Origin of the sequence: Blautia sp. MB18-30, from assembly GCF_023669475.1 — a bacterium.
Lineage (GTDB): Bacteria > Bacillota > Clostridia > Lachnospirales > Lachnospiraceae > Blautia_A > Blautia_A fusiformis.
Genome location: NZ_JAMOYY010000042.1, coordinates 1 through 24,470, shown reverse-complemented (window position 1 = coordinate 24,470; position 24,470 = coordinate 1). Strand labels below are relative to the sequence as shown.

Here is a 24,470-nt window from a genome sequence, read left to right as displayed (position 1 = left end):
TTCCAGCGTATAATAAAATCGATTATTTGGTTAAGGATATAAAAGATTTTGAAATAGAGATAGTTAATGCCTTACCTCTTAAAAATGTGAATGGAGATGGAAATGGTAATTATTTATTAGACAAGGGAGTTATGAACTTTGAAGCTGAAATAAGAAATGCATTAGAATGTTTGGCAATTAGTGATTACTTTTATAATAAAAATTTTGATGAAATTTGGAATTTGGGATTAGAGGCAGTTGTTGCAAGAGTGAAGTTTAATGATGAAGAAAAAGTCTTAACTTCACTAAGTGGAGAAAATACGTCAACACCTATTTTTTGTACAAAAACATTTATGGCATTAAAAAATAGGATGGAAGAAAGAAAACAAATAGAAATTTTATGGGTTACAATGGAACGAAAGAGAGGAAATCTAAATCTGAAATTTGATGCTTCCAATACAGAACATTTGGAAATATTGATAAGGTATGGTATTCGTTTTAACGAAAGAGATATGAATTCAGCTTTAGAAATATATGAAAAGTATGAAGAAAAACTTAGTCAACAAATTGCAGAGCATTGTGAAATCGCGGTCGGTCAATAGTTTAGGGAATATTTATCCAGACGAAATTAGTGAATGGCTAGGAGTGTCTAACCATGAATGCCAAGAATTTATAAAGGAACTTCATGATCAGAGAATGATAACATTTAAATACAGAATAAAATGTGATTGTGGTGAAGTATGTACAATATATGAAAGAAAATTACTTCGGGATCATATCGTGAACTGTGAAATATGTGGCAAAGAATTTTCGATAAGTGATATAAACGAAAATACAAATATTTTATATGAAATTGATAAGGAAGAACTGCTTGGACTAAATGATGAAAGTGTAGATTTTAAAATACTACCGGATATAGAAAGGAAAGTTGTTCCGATGGTAAAAAAACAGGAGGGAAGAGAAATGGAAATTTTTATGGGAAGTTCATCAGAAGCAACTGATTTTATGGAGGAAATAGCAGTAAAGTTGGAAGAATTAGATACACAGCCGTTATTATGGAATGAAACGGGAAAAGGTATATTTATACCAGGAACGAGTACGATAGATGCATTGATTGCAATTACTAAAAGAGTTGAAGCGGCTGTTTTTATATTTAATGCTGATGATAAAATTTGGAATACAAAATCGTCTTTAGAAACATCAAATGCAGTAAGAGATAACGTATTATTTGAGTATGGGTTATTTATGGGAGCATTGGGAAAAGAAAGAGTATGCTTTGTATGTAAAGATCAACCCAAAGTGGCATCAGACTTGAAGGGAATTACCTATATTGATGGAAATGAATCTCTGACGAAAATAAAATTAAAATTAAAAGATTGGGTTAACGCAATTTAAAATTAAACTATTTACATAGCCAGATGAATCAAAATTGGGGAATCGTCTGGCTATTTTTATGCCCGGATATTTAAAATATCAATTCAGGGCAGGAAAGGAGAGGAGCTTATGCCATATGTACCACCTCAGGTTGTGCAGGAAGTGAAACGAATGGACTTGTTGACTTATCTGAAAAATTATGAACCGTATGAGTTGGTTCACTTTTCCGGTAACACCTATACCACCAGAACGCATGACAGCCTGAAGATATCGAATGGTAAATGGATGTGGTGGAGCAGAGGAATTGGTGGCAGGTCAGCACTGGATTATCTGATTAAAGTAAAAGATTACAGCTTTTTGGAGGCGGTTGAATTGCTTGCAGGACAGGCAAATATTCAACCGCCTCTTTCTGTATCCGAGCAGCTTCCAGTGGAAAAACATCTGCTGTTACCAAAAGAAAATCGGTATCACACAAATGTGTTCAGTTACCTTACCGGGCGTGGAATTGATGAAGAAATTGTTCAATTCTGTATAGAGACTGGACGGATTTATGAAAGTGCATATCATCATAATGCAGTTTTTGTTGGTATGGATCAACAGGGAAAACCACAATATGCAGCACTTCGTGGAATCAATACAGATTTTATCGGAGAAGCAAATGGAAGTGATAAGAATTATTCTTTTTTAATTCCGGCAGAGAAAATGAGTGATAAAGTGCATGTGTTTGAATCGGCTATTGACCTGTTATCTTATGCAACGATGCAGAAATTGGACGGGAAAGAGTGGCGGACGGAGCATTTATTGTCGTTGGCGGGTGTGTATCAACCTGCAAAAGAGATAGAAAGAAGCAAAGTCCCAGTGGCATTGACACGATTTTTGAAGGAACATTCGGATGTAAAAGAGATTGTATTACATTTGGATAATGACCGTACCGGAAGACTTGCAACAAAAGCAATCCAAACAGTTGTACCCGAAAAATATCGTGTGAAAGACCAACCACCAACGAAAGGCAAGGACTGTAATGATATGTTGTGCCTGAGATTACAGCTTGAATTAACAAGGCGGGAGAAGGCAAAAAACCAGAAAAGCAGCCGTCTACGGGAGCGTTGAGCAGGAAGAGAGGAGACAAAAGCACATGAAAATAGTGAAGTACGATTTGTCACTGGTTCATAAAAAAGAGTTGATTTTAACGATGGAAGATAATGTGGACAGCGAAGATCTGTTGAAGATTTTTCTGGAAACACAGGTGAAAGAAGAAAAAGAGCAGGACGGATTGCTTGGAATTATTGCTGAAAAGGTATCGGAAGAAAGCTGTACGGAGCAGTGTGAAAACTGTCAAAAATATTGTCCGGCGAGTGAAGAATGTATGGCAACTGATGAAAATACACGCTGTACAGAGTGCGAATATTTTTGCAAAACCTGCGGGCAGTGTGAATTGAAAGAATAAAAAAGCATTTGCTTTTCGGACAGTAAATTCTCTGATACCTGGAGCAACGAGACGGGGCAGAAGAATACACAATACCAGCAAGCAACGCCTTTGGATTGCCACACAGATTTCCTGTCTGTCAGTCCTCCGGCAGCTTGTCAGGGAGAATCCCTGAAACCCTTAAAAATTAAAAGATGGAGAAACAGGAGATATGAAGAAAATGATTTTATTTGTTGCAGGAATATTTATCGGAAGTGCAGTCGGTGTAATTGCAATGTGCATTTTACAGGTAAACAGAAAGTAAGCAAAGGAGATGGAGCGGTGAGAAAACGTAATGTAGCAATTCTTTTTCGGTTGAACAAAAAGGAAGCCGAGGCATTGGATAAGAAAGTAAAGAAAAGCGGACTGAACCGAGAAGCGTACCTGAGACAGTTGATTTCCGGTGTTGTTCCAAGAGACGCACCGCCACCAGATTATTATTCCATGATGCGGGAACTTCATAAGATTGGAAATAACTTAAATCAGATTGCACAGAAAGCACATGTGTTAAATGTGATAGATGTGCAGCGTTACGATCAGGAAGTGTGGAAGTTCAATGAAGCGGTCCGTAAGATTACAGAAACAGTAATACTTCCGGAGAAAAACGAATCATGGCAGTGACATCAATCTGGAGCATCAAAGGTTGGATTGGAAAAGTAATCAATTATGCGGAAAATCCAGATAAGACCAAAGAACAGACGAGCCAAGAACTGATTTCAGAAAGTGAAACCGGGCAATTACAAGGACTTAATGATGTGATTACCTATGCGGTGAATGCAGAAAAGACCAGACTGAGACAATCTAAATCAATGGAAATGGAAGTTGTCGGAGAATCGGAAGAACTGATGGAACAGTATGTATCGGGACTTAATTGTGCACCGACAACCGCCAGAGAAGAAATGATTGCAGTCAAAAAGCGTTTTGGAAAGGAGGACGGAATTGTTGCGTTTCATGGATACCAGTCTTTTGCACCGGGAGAATGTAGTCCGGCAATGGCACATGAGATTGGAAAGAAGATGGCAGAAGAATTGTGGGGCAGTCAGTATCAGGTATTGATCGCAACCCATTTGGATAAGGCGAACCATCTGCACAATCATTTTGTAGTGAACGCAATTTCATTTCTTGACGGGAAAAGATACCACAGAACAAATCAGGATTACCGGGATATGCGAATAGTGTCGGACCGTTTATGTAAAGAATATCAGCTATCGGTTGTGCAGAAGCCGGAGCAGGGAAAAGGAAAACATTATGCCGAATGGCAGGCGGAACAGCAAGGGAAGCCGAGTTATCACAGCATGGTAAAAGCAGATATTGACAAGGCAATCCGAAAAGCGAGGACTGAAAAACAGTTCTTTTTTTATTTGCGGGAAAAAGGATATTCTTTTAAATTCGGGAAAGACATTACCATTTGTCCGGAAGGGCGGGAGCGTGGTCTGAAGTTAAAGAGGAATTTTGGAGACAATTATTCACTGGAAGCGATCCGGGTTCGGATTCTGGAAGAAAATGAATTACCTGCCGAGAAGAAACTTTCAGTTCGTAAGACTTACCGGATTCGTGTATCCGGCAACTTCAAGCAGACAAGAAAAATCGGAGGACTTCGGGGACTGTATCTGCATTACTGTTATCTTTTGGGAATCCTGCCGAAAAACCGTACGCTAATGTCTACCAAACAGGTGCATGTATTGTTCTGGGAAGATTTATTAAAACTGAATACCATTTCCAAAGAGACGAAGCTGCTCTGCCACTATCACATTGATACTGCGGAGCAGCTTTTTTCGTTGAAAGACCGTTTGCAGAAACAAATGGAGCAGTGTGTGGAGGAGCGGAAGCACTTGCGTTATAAGATTCGGGCAAACAGACCGGAAGAAGAAATACAGGAGCTGAAAGAACAGATCAAAGGTCTGACGGAAGAAATTGGAACGCTCAGAAAGGAGGTGGTGCTTTGCGATGGGATTGCCGCACGTTCCAAGGTGATTGAAGAAAAATTTAAGATGGTGCGGGAAGAAAAAGAGAAGAAGGAGGAACAAAGCCATGAACACATCAGGCGAAGCCGCTGACCAGGTGGTACGAATGTCTCTGGAAGTCGGTGAAGCTGCATTGAAAATCAGCGGTACAGGTGCGAAGCATCTGGCAGTGATGTTGTATGCAGTCTTAAAAGAGAAGAAAAAGACAAAAGGCAGGGCAAGACTTGAGACACTGGTCAAATCGGGTAGACCACTGACGGTGTTTTCAGTGAAAGAAAGTGACCTGAAGCAGTTTGTGCAGGAAGCAAAACGATATGGCGTGTTGTATTGTGCAGTCCGAAATCCTAAAGGAAGCAGTGACGGACTGGTAGATGTGATTGTAAAGGAAGAAGATGCACCAAGAATCAACCGTATCGTAGACAGATTCCAGTTCGCATCTGTTACAGAAGCGGCGAAGATTAAGACGGAAATTGAACGGACACGTGCAGAAAAAGCGAAAGCCGGAAAATCGGAGAAGCAGGAAAAGAAACCGGAAAAGGTACAGACTCAGCAGGAAAAACAGGGACAGGCGGAGCCGGAGAAAGATTATCCACAGAAATCCAAGGAGGATCAGCTTATGGACGAGTTGTTTGGAGAGCCGGTGAAGAAAGAGGGTAAGGAGCAAAACCCCTCTTTGGCAAAGACGACCAAATCCCGTCTGTCCGAGCCTACCTCAAAGAAGCAAGAGAAAACCGCAGAGGGTACTTCTAAGTTATACGCTCCAGAGAAACCATCGGTCAGAAAAGAACTTCGGGAGATACAGAATGCAAGGAAGAAAGAAGCGGAGCGGCGTGAGCATAGAAATGATCCGGTGAGAAATCAGGGCAATAAAGATCGGAATCAGATTCGCCACCAACAGCCACAACAGAAACGAAAACCAAGAAAAGGGAAAGAGAGGTAAATTTTATGGATAACAGTTTTGACTCTTTATTAAATGTATCTGCCGTACCACAGGACGATAAGGTACAGGCATTTATCGCAGAGAGTAAGAATAACCGGAATCGTTGCTATGAGTTGTCAGAACAGGTAACCGCACAGGTAGCGACAGACGGTCAGATGTTCCAGAAATATCTGGACGTGCAGAGTACCTTTGACCGTTATACGGCAAATAATGCACTTCTGATTCTTGCACAGAGACCAGATGCACAGAGATTAGGGGATTATGGATATTGGAGAGACCATGGAACTTATGTAAAACGTATGGAGCGTCAAAATCCAATTTTAATCATGGAGCCGGGAAAGACTTATGAACGTGAAGACGGTTCGATAGGAACGTATTACAATGCGAAAAAGTTGTATGATATTTCCCAGACAACGATGACGGATAAGACGGCAAAAGAAAATCAGTATGATGAGAGAAGCCTGATCCGGGCATTAGTGAGCAATCCTCCGGCAAATATTGTTGCAGCAGAGCCTGATCAGATGCCTGATGAAAAGGGGGCATATTTTGAACCGGAAGAAAAATGCATCTATGTAAGAAAGGGCATGGACGCACAGGAAATTTTTCAGAGCCTTGTGTCGGAACTGGTATTTGCAGGATATGCAGGAGGCAATCCGGACTATGACAGGAGTGAAGATGCGTTCCACGCATATTGTGCGTCCTATATGTTGTCTAAAAAGTATGGAATGGATATCAGCCAGTTTGATTTTACCCATGCACCGGAGTTTTTTGAAAATATGGAACCGCAGGAGGTAAGAGGAGAACTTTCCAAAGCGAGAGATGCAGCCAATGCAATTTCCGGAAGAATGGCGAAAGTGTTGGAACAGGATAAAAATCTGAACCAGCGTCAGCAGGGAAGAGCAGAGAATGGTCAGAAAGAATCTGAAGCAAAAACAGGCGAACAGAAAACACAGGAGCATGACCGTGGTATGGCACGCTAAGAACATCCGGGAAAGGAGAAAACAAAATGAGCAGTGATACGATTACGTTAGAACTGGATAAATATGAGAGTGGCGTAGTGTTCCATTCCCTGAAGGACAAGCGGAATCAGATGCTGAAAGAGGGAAAAGATACGGAGCTTGTCGATGATGTCCTGATGAAAGTCATTGAGAAGATTGAAGTGCCGCCGGAGAAGGAAAAGCGAGGGCGCAGAAGCCATGAAGAACGATGATGAGCAGAGTAGTCTGATACTGGCGGTAATTGGAATTATCCCAGTTATCTGGTTTGCGTTACTTGTCGCACCTTATCTTTCGTCTGGTCTTATGGGAATTCTGGAAGGAGTTCCTAAAGCAATGAACCACCCGTTTTCGATTCAGTTATGTGGGGACAGTGTAAAAACTGTCCTTATTTTTTTGCTGTCTTACGGTATGGGAATCGGGATTTATCTTTCTACCAGAAAACATTACCGACGAGGTGAAGAACATGGCTCTGCAAAATGGGGAAATGTGAAGAAAATCAACCGCAGATACAGGGAGAAGCGATTTACAAAAAATAAGCTTTTGACCATGCATGTGCAGATCAGTTATAACATGAGAAAGCATTTGCGAAATGTATTGACGGTTGTGATTGGTGGTTCTGGTTCAGGAAAGACCAGATTTTTTGCGAAACCGAATCTGATGCAGGCGAATACCTCTTTTGTGGTGCTTGATCCAAAAGGAGAGAACTTGCGGGATACCGGGTATCTTCTGGAAGAAAAAGGTTATGAAGTAAGAGTGCTTGACCTGATCAACATGGAAAAGAGCCATTGCTATAACCCATTTGTATATCTGAAGGACGATAACGATGTGCAGAGACTGGTAACGAACCTGTTCAAAGCAACTACACCAAAAGGCAGTCAGTCCAATGATCCGTTCTGGGATACCGCAGCTTCCATGTTGCTGTTGGCATTGATTTTTTATTTACGGTATGAAGCACCAGAGGAGGAGCAGAATTTCCCGATGGTAATGGAAATGTTACGTGCCGGAGAAGTCAGAGAGGACGATGACCAGTACCAGTCACCGCTTGATGAATTGTTTGAACGGTTGGAAATGAAGAACCCGGAACATATCGCAGTAAAGTATTACAAAGATTACCACTCTGGTAGTGCCAAGACATTAAAATCCATTCAAATCACATTAGCCGCAAGACTTGAGAAATTCAACTTATCCAGTCTGGCAGCACTGACCGCAACGGACGATTTAGACCTGCCATCACTGGGAGAGCGAAAAGTGGCTTTATTTGCGTTAATCCCGGACAACGACACCAGTTATAACTTTCTGGTGTCGATTTTGTATACCCAGTTATTTCAGCAGTTGTTCTATCTGGCAGATCATAAATATGGAGGGAGACTTCCGGTTCATGTGCATTTCCTCATGGACGAATTTGCAAATGTTTCACTGCCGGATGACTTCGATAAGATTCTGTCCGTTATGCGTTCCAGAGAAGTGTCAGTCAGTATTATTTTGCAGAATCTGGCACAGTTAAAGGCATTGTTCGAAAAGCAGTGGGAAAGCATTATGGGAAACTGTGACGAATTTTTATATTTGGGTGGCAACGAGCAGGGGACGCATAAATATGTCAGCGAACTTCTGGGAAAGGCAACGATTGACACGAACACCTATGGAAAGTCAACGGGACATTCCGGGAATTATTCCACCAATTATCAGAATACAGGGCGGGAGCTGATGACACCCGATGAAGTTCGCATGTTAGATAACCGATATGCGATTCTTTTTATTCGTGGAGAAAGACCAATTTTAGACGAGAAATTTGATATTTTAAAGCACCCCGATGTAGGGTTTACGACAGATGGAAATGGAAAGCCATATCTGCATGGAGCAGTTGACCGGGCAGTGGCAAGTATCTCACTGGGAGACAGCTTAGAAGGAGAACTCACAGACGATGCACTGGAATCGGAAGATTACGAATTATTATCTGATGAAGATCTGGAAGAAATTATCCAGAAATATGTGTAAATCCAAGAAAAATATATAGGAGGCAATCAAAAAATGAAATTAGATATGCGAAAGAAGCAGGAGAAGAAAGAAACAACAAAAGTAACGAAAAAGCTGCTAATGACAGCAAAAATGAAATGTGCCATGGCAGTGTATATGGCAATGGTACTGATTATGACAGCAGGAGCAAGTACCGTATTTGCAGCAGACGATCCACTGACCGTTATCAATAATCTGTCCACGTTTATTTTTGGACTGATTCGTGCCATCGGAATGATTTTGTTGGGATTTGGAATTGTGCAGGTCGGTTTATCACTGAAATCTCATGATCCAAGCCAGAGAGCGAATGGATTCCTGACACTTGCAGGCGGTGTCATTATTACATTTGCAAAAGAAATCCTGAATCTGATTACTGGTTAAGAAGAATAGAAAACAAGAAAAAGAAAATGGGACGGTGCAGGCCCGAAAGGAGCCGCACCGCCCAAGCTAAGACAGGAGGTGTTTAGAACGTGTCAGATAACTGGGTAGTACAGAACTTGCAAAATGCTTTGGATACCTGGAACAGTAAACTTGCGGAAATCTGGCAGATACTCACACAGTCACCGGAAAACTTTAAGGGTGGCGGTATCTGGCAGGTGATTGTGCAGATTCATGGAGCGTTGCAGGCAATCGGCTATGCTTTGTTAGTGCTTTTCTTTGTAGTCGGAGTGGTCAAGACTTGTGGAAGTTTTACAGAGGTAAAAAGACCGGAACATGCATTGAAAATTTTTATCCGTTTTGCGATTGCAAAAGGCGTAGTCACGTATGGACTGGAGCTGATGATGGCATTATTTAACATCATACAAGGAGTGACCAGTACGATTATGCAGACCGCAGGATTTGGAAGTACGGAAGATACCGTTTTACCGGACGAAATCATAGAAGCTGTAGAAGATTGTGGATTTTTTGAAAGTATTCCTCTATGGGCGGTGACGTTGATCGGTGGACTTTTTATTACAGTTCTGAGCTTCATTATGATTATGAGTGTATATGGAAGATTTTTTCGATTATACCTATATACAGCAATTGCACCGATTCCGTTATCTTCCTTTGCAGGAGAGCCGAGCCAAAATATTGGAAGAAGTTTCTTGAAATCCTATGCAGCAGTGTGTTTGGAGGGAGCAATCGTGGTGCTTGCCTGCATTATATTTTCATTGTTTGCATCATCACCGCCAGTAGTCGATTCGGACGCAGCTGCAGTGACTATGGTGTGGAGCTATATTGGAGAATTGATTTTCAATATGCTTGTACTGGTCGGGGCAGTGAAAATGTCAGACCGAGTAGTACGGGAAATGATGGGATTGTAAAAAGGACGCCCGAAAGCGTCCTTAAAAATCATTCTACAATATCTCCGCTATTGTTATACCGCATATTTCCATGAGAATCGAAATGAACAGAATCTAAAGGGATCCCTCTTTGTCTGGCACGAGAAATCTGGAAGGACATATCGTCTTTCATAGCTTTGTAATATTGATGTTCCTGCCACTTGCGTCGCAGAGCAGAAATCCAACTGAGAACAGAAAAGGCAGTCAGCAGATAGAGGATTGCAAATGCAAGTTTCGCATGGCTTGCTGCCCATGGATTCAGAATCGTGGAAACAGCAAGGAAGTATAACAGTGGTAAGGTCAGATTTAATCTGGCAGCAATCCGAAACAGCAGAGAAATCAGGAATAGAGCAACGGTAACAATAAGTGAAATCATAACAGTGATTGGCATAGGTCAGTCCCCCTTTCATTTACCCAAAGTGTAACAGAACAGGAAAAATATAACAAATGTGCGATTTGGAGGTGTATCGTTTTGGAAGTAAAAATTAACAAGGAAATCAGGGATTACACGGAAGCAATCTTTTTCGGATTGTCCCTAAGACAGTTTATCTTTTCAGGATTAGCCTGCGGGATTGCCGTTGGGCTTTATTTTTTGCTTCACCCATACATGAGTATGGAAACAGTGAGTTGGATTTGTGTACTGGGAGCTGCTCCATGTGTAGTGTTCGGGTTTGTAAAATATCATGGAATGACAGCGGAGCAGTTTATCTGGGCATGGATTAAATCGGAAATCCTGATGCCGAAAAAACTGGTGTTCCGGTCAGAAAATCTTTATTTTGATGCAGTAGAACCAGTCATTAAAAAATATGAGAAAGAAAGTCTGAAGAAGGAGGGACGCAAGAAAAATGATAAAAACGCTGAGTAATATCTTCAAGCAGGATAAAGAAAAATTTGTAATTCCAAGAAGCGTACAGCAGGTAATTCCCATCGAGACCATCTGGTCTGACGGGATATTTAAAATCGGGAGAAATAAATTTGCACGTACTTATAAATTTACGGATATCAACTATGCGGTGGCAAGCAAAGTAGATAAGGAAACCATGTTCCTGGAATATATGGATTTATTAAATTCGTTCGATTGCGGTGGAACAACAAAAATAACGATCAATAATCGCCGCTTGAATAAAGTGGATTTTGAAAAAGCAATTCTGATTCCGATGCAGGAGGACGGATTGGATTTATACCGGAAAGAGTATAACAACATGCTTTTAGATAAGGCAACCAGTTCCAACAGCATGGTGCAGGAAAAATATGTGACAGTATCCTGCTATAAGAAAACGATCGAAGAAGCGAGAACGTATTTTGCACGAGTGACAACAGAGCTGAACAGTCATTTGGCAAGACTTGGCTCCAAATGTGCAGAGGTAAATGGAGAAGATAAGTTACGGATTCTGCATGATTTTTACCGTACAGGAGAAGAATCTGGTTTCCATTTTGATATTCAGGAGAATATGAGAAAAGGACACAGCTTCAAAGATTATATCTGCCCGGATACTTTTGAGTTTGAAAAAGATTATTTCCGCATGGGAGAGCGTTACGGAAGGGTACTCTTTCTTCGGGAGTATGCTTCTTACATTAAAGACGATATGATAGCAGAACTGACCGACATGAATCGAAATCTGATGTTGAGCATTGATGTGATTCCTGTTCCTACTGATGAAGCAGTGCAGGAAGTGGAAAAACGTCTGCTTGGTGTGGAGACAAATATCACAAACTGGCAGAGACGGCAGAATGCCAACAATAACTTTTCCGCAGTGATTCCTTATGACTTGGAACAGCAGAGAAAAGAAAGTAAAGAGTTCATGGACGATCTGACTACACGTGACCAGCGTATGATGTTCGGTGTACTGACTATGGTGCATACTGCAGAATCGAAAAAGCAGCTTGACGCAGATACGGAAACACTTCTGACCATTGGACGGAAAAAGTTATGCCAGTTTTCAGTTTTGAAATTTCAGCAAATGGACGGACTAAATACAGCACTTCCCATCGGACACCGAAAGATTCCGGCAGTCCGCACGCTGACATCGGAGAGCGTGGCAGTGTTGATGCCATTCCGGGTGCAGGAGATTATGGACGCAGGCGGCATCTATTGTGGAGAAAATGCAATCTCTCATAACTTAATCATGTGCAATAAAGAAAAACTCCTGAACCCGAACTCATTCCTTTTAGGTGTGCCGGGAAGTGGAAAATCCTTTAATGCAAAAATGCAGATTGTATTCCTGGCACTGGCAACGCAGGACGATATTCTGATTTGTGATCCAGAGCGAGAGTATGCATCATTAGTTGAAGCAATGGGCGGAGAAGTGGTTCGCATTGCTGCAGGAAGCAGGGACCATATCAATGCAATGGATATGGTAGACGGATATGGAGATGGCGGTGATCCGGTAATTGAGAAGTCACAGTTTATCTTATCTTTGTTTGAGCAGTTGGATAAAAAAGGGATCAATGCGAAGGAACGTTCCATTATTGACCGATGTGTAGGGGAGGTCTATGAGGAATATCAGCATGGCGGAGCAGTGCCGACTTTACGGGTGTTGCGTGAAAAGTTTCTGGAACAGGAAGAACCGGAAGCACAGGATTTGGCACTGGTATCAGAATTATTTACAAATGGAAGTCTGGACGCATTTGCACATGAAAGTAATGTTGATGTGAATAACCGTATCATGGTATACGACATTCTGGATTTAGGAAAGCAGCTAAAGACCATGGGACTTCTGGTTATTACTGATGCAATGCTGAACCGGGTAACAGAGAACTGGAAACAGGGAAAGCGAACTCATATTTTCTTAGACGAGTTTCATGTAGTATTTGAAAATGAGTATTCCGGAGCATTTTTTAACTCTGCATGGCGAAGATTTCGTAAGCGTAATGCATTTCCGACAGCAATTACCCAGAACGTGGAATATCTGTTAGATTCTGTTCTTGCAAGTACGATGATTTCCAACAGTGAGTATATCGTGATGCTTAATCAGGCAGAGCCGGACAGAGCAAAGTTGGCAACACTTCTGAATATCTCCACTGAGCAAATGGGATATATCACAAATGCAGATGCCGGTTGCGGTTTGGTGAAATACGGAAGTTCACTTGTACCGTTCGTCAATAGATTCCCGACCAATACAAGGTTGTATAAGCTGATGACCACAAAGCCGGGAGAGGACAGTATCAACCGGGGAAGAATGTAAAACTAAAAATATTTTGAATAATGAAAAGCAACGCACTGGAAATCGTCACAATTTGTGGCGCTTTTTTAGTGCCGGAAAAGGAGGCAACTATGTCAGAAATCAGATTTTCATCAAAGGAACACGAAAAGTTTTTTTATCAGATGTTAGCAAAATGCGGAAAGCACGACAGTTATTACAGTTCATTTTTTTATTGTGTGGGAATTTCTGAAGATACCAGAAATCATGTTGATCGCATGTTTGATTTTAAGGAGCGTTTGATTAAACCGGAAGCACTGCATGAAGGGTGGCAAACAGGCGGATCGGCACGATTGACGAGACTGGCTTTTAACTTATGGAATGGATATGTGGAGAAGGGAGAAGAAAGTTTGTCTACTCCATACGAGATGTTTGATTGTGGTTATGCACCATATTTCTATGAAGCAATCCGCATAAAGTACCCGGAATACTGTCGGGAGTTGCCACAGGTGAGCAAAAAAGAAACCAATCATGAACGCTAGATAAAAATTCAAATGGAGGAAAGCGATGGATCGTAAGATAAAAACACGCCAAGTCCATAAGGATATTAAAGTATTAGATAAGACGGTTACAGTGACAGACCATATTAAGCAGTCTTATGTCAGAACAAAAGAAACTGTCATGCAATCGACGGAGAAATCCAGTGATAGAGAGAATAATCCGGTAGGTTATGCAGAAGATGTGGCCAGCGAGTATGCTGACCACATTTTTCACGAAACAGGGCATCAGGTACGCAGACAGGCAGGAAAGATTATTGAACGGAGGAAAGAGAAAACTTCTGTTTCTTCGCCTGTCGAAGAAACAGTTTACCAGCCGAAAGAACAAATCCGACCAGTACCGTCTTCAGGCGGAGAAACGGCACAGAAGCAGGGAAAAGAACTTGCTGTCAAAAAAATCAAGACCATTGAACGGGATAAAAGAACCATCAAGACCGGGAGAGCATCGGAACAGGTTGTAAAGAATACCGGAAAAGGTATTATCAAGACTTCTGAAAAAGCGGTCAAGACTGCAGAACAAACGGCAAAGACCAGTATCAAAACATCGGAGCAGACAGCAAATGCTTATGTCCAGGCAATGCATTATTCCATGAAAAAGGCAGAAAAAGCAGTGCAGACAGCAAGACAGACAGCACGAGATACCACGATTGCAGTGAAAAAGACAGCAAAAGCGGTAACACATGCGATAAAAGCGTTGATTGAAGCTACAAAAGCATTACTGAGTGCATTGACTGCAGGCGGTTGGATTGCGGTTATGATTTTGATTATCGTCATTTTATTTGGTGGATTTCTATGCATGACAGGTGGGGATAATTCCAGTACGGTTTCTTCGGTTAGTGCAGAAGTAGAAGCATACGAACCACTAATCCGTCAGTATGCAAAGCAATATGGCATTGGAGAGTATGTGGAACTAATCAAAGCCATTATGATGCAGGAATCAGGTGGGAGAGGACTTGACCCGATGCAGTGTTCAGAAGGGAGCTTTAATACAAAATATCCCAGACAGCCAAATGGAATCACAGATCCAGAGTATTCGATTTCTTGTGGTGTGCAGGAAATAAAAAGCTGTCTGGAACGTGCAGGGGTAAAAAATCCTCTGGATATGGAAAATATTAAACTGGCATTGCAAAGTTACAACTATGGAAATGGATATCTGGAATGGGCGAAAGCCAGAGGTGGATATACCCTTGCAAATGCAGCAGAATTTTCTGATATGATGGCACAGAGAATGGGGTGGAGCAGTTATGGGGACAAGCAGTATGTACCGCATGTGCTTCAGTATTATGCATTTGGAAGAATCCCGACAGGCATCGGTAATCAGGCAATCGTTCAGGTAGCAGCATCTCAGGAAGGAAAAGGCGGAACAACCTACTGGAGTTGGTATGGATTTGGAAGCCGAGTAGAGTGGTGTGCCTGCTTTGTGTCATGGTGTGCAGACCAGAGTGGTTATATCCAGAGTGGAGCTATTCCAAAATTCTCTCTTTGTTCGGACGGTGTGAAATGGTTTGAAAGTAAAGGCAGGTTCCGGGACGCCAGTTATACCCCGGCGGTAGGAGATATTATTTTCTTTGACTGGGGGAATAATGGAACGATTGACCATGTTGGAATTGTAGAGAGTGTCAGTGGTGGAACCGTCAATACCATAGAAGGTAACAGTGGAGATAAAGTGGCAAGACGAAGTTACAGTATCGGAAGTAGTAATATTTATGGATATGGTGTTCCGGCATATTAAAAGGCAGGAGAAAAAGTGTGATAGTCTAATGGTGAATCTTGAGTATACAATTCCTGAAAATAGACTTGACTTTCAAATATTACAAGCGTAAGATTTAAGAAACAAAAAAATTAGAAGAAAGGAATATCTATGAAAAGAAGACGAAAAAAGCAAAATATCCAAAAATCTTACGTTTGTAAGATTTTTGGGCTGATAGTAGCTATAACAGTAATTGCTGTTTCAGGAGGTGTTTTATTAAAAAGGACGATAACGGAATCACCAGAAGACACACTTGTGGAATATATGAACCATATTGAAAAAAAGGAATATGAAGTAATGTATACTATGATAGATTCAGATGAAAAAGTTTATCTGACAAAAGAAGAATACATACAACGAAATTCTAAGATATACGAAGGAATAGAGGTCAGTGACATTAAAATCAGTCATATAGCTGTGAAAGAGAAAAAAGCAGATACAGTTACGCTTTCGTATGAAACATCATGTAATACAATTGCCGGAACAATACAATTTGACAATATGGCGGAACTGAAGAAGACGAAACAGGGATATAAATTAGTATGGCAGGATAGCCTGATTTTTCCAGATTTAGAGAGTGATGATAAAATAAGTGTTACTACATCAAAAGCGGAGAGAGGAGAAATATTAGACCGAGATGGTAAAATGCTTGCAGGAAAAGGAGTAGCAACATCAGTTGGCATTATACCGGGAAAGCTGGAAGACAGGAATGTATCTATTGAAAAAATAGCGGAGTTATTAGAGATAGATGTAGAAACAATAAATAACAAACTCACAGCAAAGTGGGTAAAAGAAGATTCTTTTGTACCAATTGAAACTATTCCGAAAGTAGAAGAAATAGATTTAATGAAAATACAGCCAGAAGAAAAGACACTTGAGGAGCAGGATTGTCAGAATAAACTTTTGGAAATTCCAGGGGTTATGCTATCAGATGTGGAAGTTAGAACCTATGAGTTAGGGGAGGCAGCAGCTCATTTAATAGGTTATGTACAGTCTGTAACAGCAGAAGATTTGGAAAATCATCCAGGAGAAGGATATTCAGCAGAAAGTGTAATCGGAAGATCTGGGGTGGAAAAGTTATACGAAAAGCAATTAAAAGGAAAAGATGGTTGTGATATAAAGATTTTGGATAGTGATGGGGAAGTAAAAGAGGTTCTTGCAAGTATTTTTAAAGAAGATGGTATGGATATAAGATTAACGATAGATTCCGATTTGCAAAAATCATTATACGAGCAGTTTAAAGAAGATCCGGGGTGTTCTGTCGCAATGAATCCTTATACGGGAGAAGTATTGGCTTTGGTAAGTACCCCATCTTATGATAATAATGAATTTATACGGGGCATATCATCAGAGAAATGGACATCATTAAACGAAGATGAAAAGAAACCATTATATAATCGTTTCCGTCAAGTATGGTGTCCTGGCTCAACATTTAAACCAGTTGTGGCAGGAATTGGGTTGAAAACGGGAAGCATAGATCCAAAAGAAGATTTTGGAAATGAAGGTTTGGCATGGCAGAAAGATTCGTCTTGGGGATCTTATCAAGTGACAACACTTCATGAATATGAACCGGTTATTATGAAAAATGCAATTATCTATTCTGATAATATTTATTTTGCAAAGGCAGCTCTTAAAATTGGTAGTGAGAATTTTATGAATACTTTAAATGAAATAGGATTTAATCAGAATATGCCGTTTGAGATTGCGATGCAGGAATCAACATATTCCAATACAGATAAAATAGAAACAGAAATACAATTGGCAGATAGTGGTTATGGGCAAGGGCAGATTCTTGTAAATCCATTACATCTGGCAAGTATTTATACTTCATTTTTAAATGAAGGGAATATGATAAAACCGTATTTGAAATACAAAGAAGAAGCATCTGGTGAAACATGGATAGAAAATGCGTTTAGCAAAGAAAATGTAGAAGAAATTATGCAAGGGGTGGAAGGTGTTGTAAATGATCCGGAAGGAACCGGATATGCTGCACATCGTGACGATATTTTGCTGGCTGGAAAAACAGGGACAGCCGAGTTGAAGGCAACGAAAGAAGATACTTCTGGCAAAGAAATCGGGTGGTTTTCGGTGTTTACGGCAGATAAAAGCGTGGACAAACCAATTCTTCTTATCAGTATGGTTGAGAATGTGAAAGGAATCGGTGGAAGTGGTTATGTTGTTAAAAAGGATGCAACCGTATTGGAGGAATATTTTGAAAAATAAAAAAATTTTTACGGGGAATTATTACATATGTAAGAAAATTGCGATGATATTGATAGTTCTTATTGTTTTTACAGGATGCGGCCAAAATCGAATTACGGAAAAAGAAGAAAAGAAAGAAACCGTAGAATCTGAAATGAATGCAGAAGTAAAAAAAACAGCGCAAACTTTTCGGTCTGTTTATATGAAGGAGAAGTCGGAGTTAAATACATTAAAGGCGAAAAGAAAAATTATCAATTGTCTGGAAGAGAAAGGATATGTGGCAGTAGATTGTGATAATCAGATTGATATGGTCAATCGTGAAAAAGTAGAAAATTTTTGCAAAACAGCGGAGAAAGAAGAACAGGCAGCAGTTGATATTGTACAACCGAACAGAGATTCGCTACAATATTAATATTTCTGGTGATAAGGAGATGGGAAGATGAGACAATGTATGGATGCAGATAATCTGCACCGAAGACTGAAGAAAATAATCGGACAGGTTCAGGCAATCAGATGTACTGGTATCACTGGCATTGATTGCATCAGTCTGTATTGGTGAAAATTTTGCAGCAGGCGAGGTCTTTCTGGTTCAATATTCCATTAAAGTGGCTTAAGAAGGTTATGGTTGTAATGGCAGCCGCCAGGATATCACTGACTGGTTCTGCAAGGAAAACTGCAAATACCTTATCAGATAAAAAGAGCGGCAGGATAAAGATCAGAGGGATCAGCAGGATCAGTTTTCGCAGGCATGCAAGAAGCAGACTGATCTTTGCCTGTCCGAGTGCCATAAAACTCTGCTGGCAGCTTATACTCCCGGAAAGCAGGAGACAGCAAGAGAAGATTTCAATAACAGCAGAAATTATGTATAATTATGTTGTAGGTACAAAAATAGTGTGACAGCGAGGTAGAGAAAATGGAAGAGCAGATAAAAAAGATTTATGAAAAGCAGAAAAATGGACGCATCAGGATGATACGGAATGTGCTGTTGATTTATGCAGCATTGATCTGTGTAGTGAGTATTTTCAAAGGAAATCCGTTCCCGCATCAGGAGACAGTACTCTTTTTCGATGTGAAGCAGCCGGGCTGGGTCACGACAGATCCCTGGCTTCTGTGGATTTGCGTGGTGGTTGATCTGATTGCAGGTATATTCATTTTAATCAGGGACATTTTCAGAGATTTTTCAAAAATTGACCGGATTCTGTCACAGCAATGTGATGCAGAAAAATATTCAGAAATGCTGGAAGAGTTGATAAAGTACGGAAAGAGCTTGGATTATCATGGATTTCAAAAAAGTGTCATGCTGATAGCTGAGTCTAAATATGTAGTTGCACTGATCATAAATGGGCAGTTGCAGAAGGCAGAAGAGTATATAAAGAATGAATGGGAAGGAAAAAGAGAGGGACGTTCCTGGCAGCAGGTCATGACGAATCTCGAACTGTCGAAGAAATATCAGGAGAAAGATGCGGCAGGTTATTCGGCTACATTAGAAAAAGCAGGGAAAGTATTTCAAAAGAATCCACTGTTTATGGCAAAAAATTTGATGCTGAAAGGTGAAGATGAGGCAGCAGTAAGATTACTGGAAAATGATACGGAAAAGTTGCCTTATTATGAGGTTACACGCAGATTCCTGCTGGGAGTATGTTACTACCGAATCGGAAAAGAAGAGCAGGGAAAAGAATGTATGGAATATGTAATTGGGCATGGAAATACGTTGAAGTGCAAAGAAGAAGCGGAAAAATATGTAACAGTGTAAGTAAGGATGTTCTTTAAAATGACAGGGTAACAAAAATGGAGAAGATATAGAGGATGGTAATAAAATAGGATATATCGCACATAAAGATGGTGAATCTGGAGTATACAATTCCTGAAAATAGACTTGATTTTTAAATATTACAAGCGTAAGATTTAAGGAACAAAAAAATTAGAAGAAAGGAATCGGTGGAAGTGGTTATGTTGTTAAAAAAGATGCAACAGTATTGGATGAGTATTTTGAAGGATAAAAAAATTTTTATGGGGAATTATTACATATGTAAGATATTTGCGATGATATTGATAGTTCTTATTGTTTTTACAGGGTGCGGACAAAATCGAATTACGGAAAAAGAAGAAAAGAAAGAAACCGTAGAATCTGAAATGAATGCAGAAGTAAAAAAAACAGCACAAACTTTTCGGTCTGTTTATATGAAGGAGAAGTCGGAGTTAAATACATTAAAGGTGAAAAGAAAAATTATCAATTGTCTGGAAGAAAAAGGATATGTGGCAGTAGATTGTGATAATCAGATTGATATGGTCAATCGTGAAAAAGTAGAAAATTTTTGCAAAACAGCGGAGAAAGAAGAACAGGCAGCAGTAGATATTGTTGTTGTATTTGATGAAGGGGAAATTATACAATATCATTTAGATTCAATGAATGGAAAGATAAATGTTCGATTATGTCAGGTTAAATGGAAAGATAATAGTCCACAGGCTAATTATTATGATGAATATGAAGCATATGAGTGGAAATATACAGAAAAAGGATACTTGTTTCTGGAGGAATATCACCCACCGGGATTTGATGGAGCACCGGGTGAAACTGGATTCAGAGTGCAGCCATTAGATAAAACATGCCGGGAATTGAATCGAAAATATGTTATGCCGTTGGGGTATGCACTTAATAATCTGTTGATTACAAATTGGGATAACCAGAATTATACGGAACTTGATTTTTATGATCTTTATGAAAAAATGTATTATATGAAATATGGAAAGCATGTTCCATATGAAGCAAATTATGGTGGAGCAGAATATGAAGTTCCAGAAGATGAGTTTGAAGAGGTTATAAAGACTTATTTACCATTTAGTAATACCGAGATTGAAAAGGGAACTTTTTATAACTCTGATAATAAAACTTTTAGATACAGACCGCGGGGGTTATATGATTGTGAATTCCCATATGAGCCATATCCGGAAGTTATCTCATATGAAAAATTACAAGATGGAACATTAAAACTTACGATAGAAGCAGTATGGGAAATCAGAATGTTAGATCAGGCAATCACAAGTGAATTGATGATAAAACCTATGGAAGACGGAAGTTTCCAGTATTTATCAAATAAGGTAATCAGGTCAGATCAAAATGCAAATGCAGGGTGGTATATGCCAAGGTTAACAGAAGAAGAGTGGGAAGAGAATTACAGTAATAATTAGGGGGCAATATGAAAAGAAAAAGTATTTTGTTAGTACTTTGTATAGGAATGATTCTGACTTCCTGTGAAAGTAAGATATCGTTAAACAGCACAGATGTAAAAAATGAGAAGAATCAGAAAAACACTACCATGGAAAATCCGGATAAGGGATATAATCTACCAATTGATGAAGACAAGAAAAAGGAAGTTGTGAACGATTGTGAAGAAATTATGGGCATTGTCCGAGACATTTATTCTGAATATAATGGAATACAAGAAGCAGATCAGAACACTGCTGAGCAAATGATGAATCGGATGAAAGAAATTATCAAACAAAATGGGAATCCGGTCATTGGTTCCGATCATTATTCTGTTATGGATAATTATCAGAAGATGGAACAATTTTTAAAATCTGCAGAACAAGAAGAAAAAGGAAGTGTAATTTTATATGAAGCAGATACAGATGGTGGAATTACCAGAAAAGAATATAGTTATGATGGAAAAGAAATGAGTGTGATGTCCGCAAAAATGATCTGGAGTGAGGATACAGAGCCTGTACTTACATACATATCGCTATCAAAAATAAAAGAATGGGCATATACTGAAAATGGGAATTTCTGTTATGAATTATGCGTACCTGAACCACCGGAAGTGACAGAGATTGTAGATGGAAGTTGTATTATCCGGGTAAAGCCTTTGAGTGAGGAGTGTCGGGAATATTCAAAAAAATATGTGAGTACGTTCGGCTATCAGGGAAACAATCTGTTATGTTCAAACTGGAATGCGGAGGATATGCAGGGGTTGGATTATAATGGACTTTATGAATATTTTTATCAAATGAAATATGGAGAAAAATTTACTGCAGAAAAAGAGGTTGTGGGAATTCCAGCAGAAGAGTTCGAAAATGTAATTATGACATATCTTCCAGTTACAAAAGAAGAATTGAAAGAATGGGCGGTCTACGATGAACAAAGTAATATGTTTATCTGGGAACGATTGGGATGTGGTAATTATTCACCAACACATTTTGGCTTGTCTTTACCGGAAGTAACAGAAGTCAGGAACAATGAAGATGGAACCATTGTTTTGACAATTCATGCAGTATGTGATTCTGTTGTATGTAATGATGTTGTTATTACACACGAACTTACGATGAAAATTCAGGATGATGGAACGATTCAGTATGTTGGAAACAGGATTTTAGATAATGGTATTGATAATATACCGAGGTATCAGTACCGGTTAGGTAATTTGCAGAATTGATCAGTAGAGAAGAATGAAATAAAGAGAACTGATAACGGGAAATTATGCTATCAGTTCTCTTTATTTATTTCCAAATACCAAGATTAGAAAGTACAGATTCTGTTATTTCGGTAGCCTGACTTCCAGTTGCACCAGAAGAGGATTGAATATTTGTTGCGAAGTAGTAAGTATTATTCGCTGTTTCAATGTATCCGATAAACCAGCCATTGACATCTTTACCATTGACACGCCCGGTTCCTGTTTTCCCGTAAAGAGAACCGGAAGAATTAGTGGAAAGCAGCAGGGCTTTTTTTACTGCCTGGATATTTTTACTGTCAAAATGAAAATTATTTTGATAGAAATCCTGTAACAATTCCACCTGTTCTATGGGTGATATCTTCAGAGAGAAATCTGTCCAATAGAGATTTAGATTTGTTCCAGTATTCTGATTCCCATAGTTTATTGTCTGTAAAAATGTTCTTACGGCTTCAAAACCTGCCTGTGAATCAATTGCCTGAAAATACCAGTTTACGGAATTATGTATAGCCGAGGTTAAATCTTGATCGGCTTCCCATGAATTAAAAGGATATGGTTCTCCATTCCATGTGAAAGTGGAATGTTCTGGTGTAATAATTCCAGATTCCAAGCCAAGTAATGCATCATATATTTTATAAGTCGAATTCGGTGATACACGTGTGAAAGCATGCTCCATATTATAAATATTCCATTTATCAGCAGACTGATCATATAAAACAAAACTTCCAGTGTAGTCCCCAAAATTGGAAGAAAGATTTAGCTGAGTAATATTCTTTTCGGTTGTGTCAAAATGATACCCAGTCTGATCAGAAGCATAAACAGAAAGTATGGGAATGCATCCAATGATGATAGTAGAGACGAATATGCATATAAGATATCCACGAATTTTTTGTTTAAAAGTAGGTTGGTGGAATGATGCAATATTTAAAATGCGTCCTTTTAACTGTTTTATATTTCCACTAATTCCCATAGTAAGAGGGAATGGAGACAGAGCTATTGTTTCGGCAAAGTTAATCAGTGTATTTCCATATGACTTGTATTCTGTTTCTTTCAATAATTGTAATACAGCACTGTCGCAGGCAAGTTCCCGTTCCTGTCGTATTCTTTTTAGAAAATACCAGATTAGGGGATTGAACCAGTAGAAAACATTTACTGTATTTATCAAATATCCAATTAGAATATCTTTATGCTTGTAGTGCTGCAGTTCATGAAGAAGCATATAGCGAATATCAGTTGCGCTTATAGTTCCAGCGTTAAAATCTGAAATCAAGTGAATTGGAAGATAAATGCGAGGATGCAGGAAACCAGCCAAAACAGGAGATTTCAAAAATGCTGTACTATAAATCGGAATGGTATGCTTGCTGTTCACTTCGTTTAAACATTCTATATAAAGAGCGTTGAGTTCTTCATTTTGAAGAGGTAAAGCAGAACTATGTAAGGCTTTTACTTGTTTTACTGAGCGGTAGAGAAGAAAAAACATTATGAATATACCGATACTCCAGAAAAATACAAGTAATGTGTGAATAAAAGTTGGTATTTGGGTGCTGACAGAGACAGCAAAATCATTTATTTTATCCAAATTATAACCATTACCAGAAAGAAAAGTGGTTTGAATGTCACCATTGGTACTTGAACTGGCTGTCAGCAAATGTCTCCACGATATAGAAGATGGGGCAGAGTTTATCGGTAAAAAGGGAACAATTAGAACGGCAAGAAATATAATCGAAAGATTATATTGCATACGTGCGGATAATTGCCTTTGCAATAAATTTTTTAATCCCAGTAAACTACCTAAAAAAATACAAATGATGGCATTACAGAGTAAAAATCGAAAACTAAAATATATCAAAATATGCTCCTCCCATGGTTAATGATTGGAAAGAAGATTCCGTAAGCTGGCAATGTCTTCTTCAGACAATTTATCATCCTCAATGTAAGAGGCAAGCATAGAAGTGATATTACCATTATAATATCGCTTTAAAAAAGAATTACTTTCTTGCCGAATATATTCGTCTTCCTTGACCAATGGAGTATAGACAAAAACCCGGCTTTGTTTTTCATAGGTTAGTGCTTTTTTAGAAACGAGACGTTTAATCAATGTCTGAATTGTTTTAGGACTCCAACTGGAAATTTGTGTTAATTTTTCAGTAATTTCATTGGTGCTGATTGGTGCGTATTTCCAAACGATTTTCATAACTTCAAATTCAGCTTCTGAAATTTGAGGCAGATTGCTCATGTGATATTCCTCCAAATCTTACAGATGTAATAAAAATATTATATATCTTAAAAGGTTATTCTGTCAACGAAATAAAAACTTG

The 24,470-nt window shown here is 39.3% G+C and carries 25 protein-coding genes and 2 pseudogenes; 23 read left to right on the top strand and 4 right to left on the bottom strand.

Annotated elements, in window-relative coordinates; genetic code table 11:
• From NCY57_RS14300 to NCY57_RS14240, 13 genes are all read left to right on the top strand, one after another.
• Positions 1-581 (top strand): hypothetical protein (locus tag NCY57_RS14300; protein WP_250789776.1); only part of this gene is annotated, 581 nt, incomplete at its 5' end.
• A 94-nt stretch (positions 582-675) separates the two neighbouring features.
• Positions 676-1,374 carry a TIR domain-containing protein gene (locus tag NCY57_RS14295; RefSeq protein WP_250789775.1) on the top strand — a complete coding sequence of 233 codons (699 nt, stop codon included), beginning with the start codon at positions 676-678 and terminating at the stop codon, positions 1,372-1,374.
• 108 nt (positions 1,375-1,482) lie between these two features.
• Positions 1,483-2,463 carry a DUF3991 domain-containing protein gene (locus NCY57_RS14290; protein ID WP_173739903.1) on the top strand — a complete coding sequence of 327 codons (981 nt, stop codon included), beginning with the start codon at positions 1,483-1,485 and terminating at the stop codon, positions 2,461-2,463.
• A gap of 25 nt (positions 2,464-2,488) precedes the next feature.
• On the top strand, positions 2,489-2,800 hold the full coding sequence (locus NCY57_RS14285; protein ID WP_173739904.1) for a hypothetical protein: 312 nt from the start codon (positions 2,489-2,491) through the stop codon (positions 2,798-2,800).
• 190 nt (positions 2,801-2,990) lie between these two features.
• Positions 2,991-3,083, top strand: a complete 93-nt coding sequence (locus tag NCY57_RS14280; protein WP_173739905.1) for a DUF3789 domain-containing protein — start codon at positions 2,991-2,993, stop codon at positions 3,081-3,083.
• 17 nt (positions 3,084-3,100) lie between these two features.
• A complete protein-coding gene (locus tag NCY57_RS14275; RefSeq protein WP_173739906.1) occupies positions 3,101-3,439 on the top strand; it encodes a plasmid mobilization protein in 339 nt (112 codons plus the stop codon).
• On the top strand, positions 3,430-4,875 hold the full coding sequence (locus tag NCY57_RS14270; protein ID WP_173739907.1) for a relaxase/mobilization nuclease domain-containing protein: 1,446 nt from the start codon (positions 3,430-3,432) through the stop codon (positions 4,873-4,875). Before NCY57_RS14275 ends, NCY57_RS14270 begins: the two co-directional genes overlap by 10 nt.
• The gene (locus tag NCY57_RS14265) at positions 4,850-5,722 is read left to right on the top strand and encodes a PcfB family protein (protein ID WP_173739908.1); all 873 of its coding nucleotides are present in this window, start codon (positions 4,850-4,852) and stop codon (positions 5,720-5,722) included. Before NCY57_RS14270 ends, NCY57_RS14265 begins: the two co-directional genes overlap by 26 nt.
• A gap of 5 nt (positions 5,723-5,727) precedes the next feature.
• Entirely contained in the window at positions 5,728-6,702 is a 975-nt protein-coding gene (locus NCY57_RS14260; protein ID WP_173739909.1) for a hypothetical protein, read from the top strand.
• 26 nt (positions 6,703-6,728) lie between these two features.
• Positions 6,729-6,932, top strand: a complete 204-nt coding sequence (locus NCY57_RS14255; protein WP_005342524.1) for a hypothetical protein — start codon at positions 6,729-6,731, stop codon at positions 6,930-6,932.
• Positions 6,919-8,715 (top strand): VirD4-like conjugal transfer protein, CD1115 family, encoded by a 1,797-nt coding sequence (locus NCY57_RS14250; protein ID WP_173739910.1) that lies wholly within the window; start codon positions 6,919-6,921, stop codon positions 8,713-8,715. The genes NCY57_RS14255 and NCY57_RS14250 overlap by 14 nt, the downstream gene beginning before the upstream one ends.
• Positions 8,716-8,748: 33 nt before the next feature.
• On the top strand, positions 8,749-9,114 hold the full coding sequence (locus NCY57_RS14245) for a hypothetical protein (RefSeq protein WP_055181122.1): 366 nt from the start codon (positions 8,749-8,751) through the stop codon (positions 9,112-9,114).
• Positions 9,115-9,203: 89 nt separating this feature from the next.
• Positions 9,204-10,040, top strand: coding sequence for a hypothetical protein (locus NCY57_RS14240; RefSeq protein ID WP_055181120.1), 837 nt, complete (start codon positions 9,204-9,206; stop codon positions 10,038-10,040).
• A 28-nt stretch (positions 10,041-10,068) separates the two neighbouring features.
• Here NCY57_RS14240 and NCY57_RS14235 read toward each other — a convergent pair whose 3' ends face one another.
• A complete protein-coding gene (locus NCY57_RS14235; protein WP_173739911.1) occupies positions 10,069-10,449 on the bottom strand; it encodes a hypothetical protein in 381 nt (126 codons plus the stop codon).
• A gap of 81 nt (positions 10,450-10,530) precedes the next feature.
• Between NCY57_RS14235 and NCY57_RS14230 the strand changes: the two genes are divergently transcribed.
• From NCY57_RS14230 to NCY57_RS17095, 7 genes and pseudogenes are all read left to right on the top strand, one after another.
• On the top strand, positions 10,531-10,923 hold the full coding sequence (locus NCY57_RS14230) for a PrgI family protein (protein ID WP_021740709.1): 393 nt from the start codon (positions 10,531-10,533) through the stop codon (positions 10,921-10,923).
• Positions 10,904-13,243, top strand: a complete 2,340-nt coding sequence (locus NCY57_RS14225; protein ID WP_173739912.1) for a VirB4-like conjugal transfer ATPase, CD1110 family — start codon at positions 10,904-10,906, stop codon at positions 13,241-13,243. The genes NCY57_RS14230 and NCY57_RS14225 overlap by 20 nt, the downstream gene beginning before the upstream one ends.
• Positions 13,244-13,332: 89 nt before the next feature.
• Positions 13,333-13,740 carry a DUF6075 family protein gene (locus tag NCY57_RS14220; protein ID WP_055181113.1) on the top strand — a complete coding sequence of 136 codons (408 nt, stop codon included), beginning with the start codon at positions 13,333-13,335 and terminating at the stop codon, positions 13,738-13,740.
• A 25-nt stretch (positions 13,741-13,765) separates the two neighbouring features.
• On the top strand, positions 13,766-15,487 hold the full coding sequence (locus tag NCY57_RS14215) for a lysozyme family protein (RefSeq protein WP_173739913.1): 1,722 nt from the start codon (positions 13,766-13,768) through the stop codon (positions 15,485-15,487).
• 129 nt (positions 15,488-15,616) lie between these two features.
• A complete protein-coding gene (locus NCY57_RS14210) occupies positions 15,617-17,728 on the top strand; it encodes a penicillin-binding transpeptidase domain-containing protein (RefSeq protein WP_173739914.1) in 2,112 nt (703 codons plus the stop codon).
• The gene (locus tag NCY57_RS14205; protein WP_244092814.1) at positions 17,718-18,119 is read left to right on the top strand and encodes a DUF6070 family protein; all 402 of its coding nucleotides are present in this window, start codon (positions 17,718-17,720) and stop codon (positions 18,117-18,119) included. The genes NCY57_RS14210 and NCY57_RS14205 overlap by 11 nt, the downstream gene beginning before the upstream one ends.
• A 27-nt stretch (positions 18,120-18,146) precedes the next feature.
• Positions 18,147-18,218: pseudogene (locus NCY57_RS17095) on the top strand (metal-sensing transcriptional repressor); the annotation flags it as partial.
• A gap of 31 nt (positions 18,219-18,249) precedes the next feature.
• On the opposite strand, the pseudogene NCY57_RS14195 reads toward NCY57_RS17095, so the two are convergent.
• Positions 18,250-18,516 (bottom strand): annotated as a pseudogene (locus NCY57_RS14195) (hypothetical protein); the annotation flags it as partial.
• A gap of 104 nt (positions 18,517-18,620) precedes the next feature.
• On the opposite strand from NCY57_RS14195, the gene NCY57_RS14190 reads away from it, so the two are divergent.
• The 3 genes from NCY57_RS14190 (at position 18,621) to NCY57_RS14180 (ending at position 22,137) form a co-directional block, all read left to right on the top strand.
• Positions 18,621-19,460, top strand: coding sequence for a hypothetical protein (locus NCY57_RS14190; RefSeq protein WP_173739915.1), 840 nt, complete (start codon positions 18,621-18,623; stop codon positions 19,458-19,460).
• Between the two features lie 185 nt (positions 19,461-19,645).
• Entirely contained in the window at positions 19,646-20,896 is a 1,251-nt protein-coding gene (locus tag NCY57_RS14185) for a DUF6070 family protein (protein WP_250789774.1), read from the top strand.
• Between the two features lie 8 nt (positions 20,897-20,904).
• The gene (locus NCY57_RS14180) at positions 20,905-22,137 is read left to right on the top strand and encodes a DUF6070 family protein (RefSeq protein WP_117605907.1); all 1,233 of its coding nucleotides are present in this window, start codon (positions 20,905-20,907) and stop codon (positions 22,135-22,137) included.
• A gap of 64 nt (positions 22,138-22,201) precedes the next feature.
• Here NCY57_RS14180 and NCY57_RS14175 read toward each other — a convergent pair whose 3' ends face one another.
• Positions 22,202-24,001, bottom strand: coding sequence for a BlaR1 family beta-lactam sensor/signal transducer (locus NCY57_RS14175; protein WP_250789773.1), 1,800 nt, complete (start codon positions 23,999-24,001; stop codon positions 22,202-22,204).
• Positions 24,002-24,019: 18 nt separating this feature from the next.
• Positions 24,020-24,388, bottom strand: a complete 369-nt coding sequence (locus tag NCY57_RS14170) for a BlaI/MecI/CopY family transcriptional regulator (protein WP_005341664.1) — start codon at positions 24,386-24,388, stop codon at positions 24,020-24,022.
• Positions 24,389-24,470 lie beyond the last annotated feature (82 nt).

Coding starts and splice junctions, on each gene's coding strand:
- NCY57_RS14295 (WP_250789775.1), top strand. CDS start 676: ATGATAACATTTAAATACAGAATAAAATGTGATTGTGGTGAAGTATGT.
- NCY57_RS14290 (WP_173739903.1), top strand. CDS start 1,483: ATGCCATATGTACCACCTCAGGTTGTGCAGGAAGTGAAACGAATGGAC.
- NCY57_RS14285 (WP_173739904.1), top strand. CDS start 2,489: ATGAAAATAGTGAAGTACGATTTGTCACTGGTTCATAAAAAAGAGTTG.
- NCY57_RS14280 (WP_173739905.1), top strand. CDS start 2,991: ATGAAGAAAATGATTTTATTTGTTGCAGGAATATTTATCGGAAGTGCA.
- NCY57_RS14270 (WP_173739907.1), top strand. CDS start 3,430: ATGGCAGTGACATCAATCTGGAGCATCAAAGGTTGGATTGGAAAAGTA.
- NCY57_RS14265 (WP_173739908.1), top strand. CDS start 4,850: ATGAACACATCAGGCGAAGCCGCTGACCAGGTGGTACGAATGTCTCTG.
- NCY57_RS14260 (WP_173739909.1), top strand. CDS start 5,728: ATGGATAACAGTTTTGACTCTTTATTAAATGTATCTGCCGTACCACAG.
- NCY57_RS14255 (WP_005342524.1), top strand. CDS start 6,729: ATGAGCAGTGATACGATTACGTTAGAACTGGATAAATATGAGAGTGGC.
- NCY57_RS14250 (WP_173739910.1), top strand. CDS start 6,919: ATGAAGAACGATGATGAGCAGAGTAGTCTGATACTGGCGGTAATTGGA.
- NCY57_RS14245 (WP_055181122.1), top strand. CDS start 8,749: ATGAAATTAGATATGCGAAAGAAGCAGGAGAAGAAAGAAACAACAAAA.
- NCY57_RS14235 (WP_173739911.1), bottom strand. CDS start 10,449: ATGCCAATCACTGTTATGATTTCACTTATTGTTACCGTTGCTCTATTC.
- NCY57_RS14225 (WP_173739912.1), top strand. CDS start 10,904: ATGATAAAAACGCTGAGTAATATCTTCAAGCAGGATAAAGAAAAATTT.
- NCY57_RS14220 (WP_055181113.1), top strand. CDS start 13,333: ATGTCAGAAATCAGATTTTCATCAAAGGAACACGAAAAGTTTTTTTAT.
- NCY57_RS14215 (WP_173739913.1), top strand. CDS start 13,766: ATGGATCGTAAGATAAAAACACGCCAAGTCCATAAGGATATTAAAGTA.
- NCY57_RS14210 (WP_173739914.1), top strand. CDS start 15,617: ATGAAAAGAAGACGAAAAAAGCAAAATATCCAAAAATCTTACGTTTGT.
- NCY57_RS14190 (WP_173739915.1), top strand. CDS start 18,621: ATGGAAGAGCAGATAAAAAAGATTTATGAAAAGCAGAAAAATGGACGC.
- NCY57_RS14180 (WP_117605907.1), top strand. CDS start 20,905: ATGAAAAGAAAAAGTATTTTGTTAGTACTTTGTATAGGAATGATTCTG.
- NCY57_RS14170 (WP_005341664.1), bottom strand. CDS start 24,388: ATGAGCAATCTGCCTCAAATTTCAGAAGCTGAATTTGAAGTTATGAAA.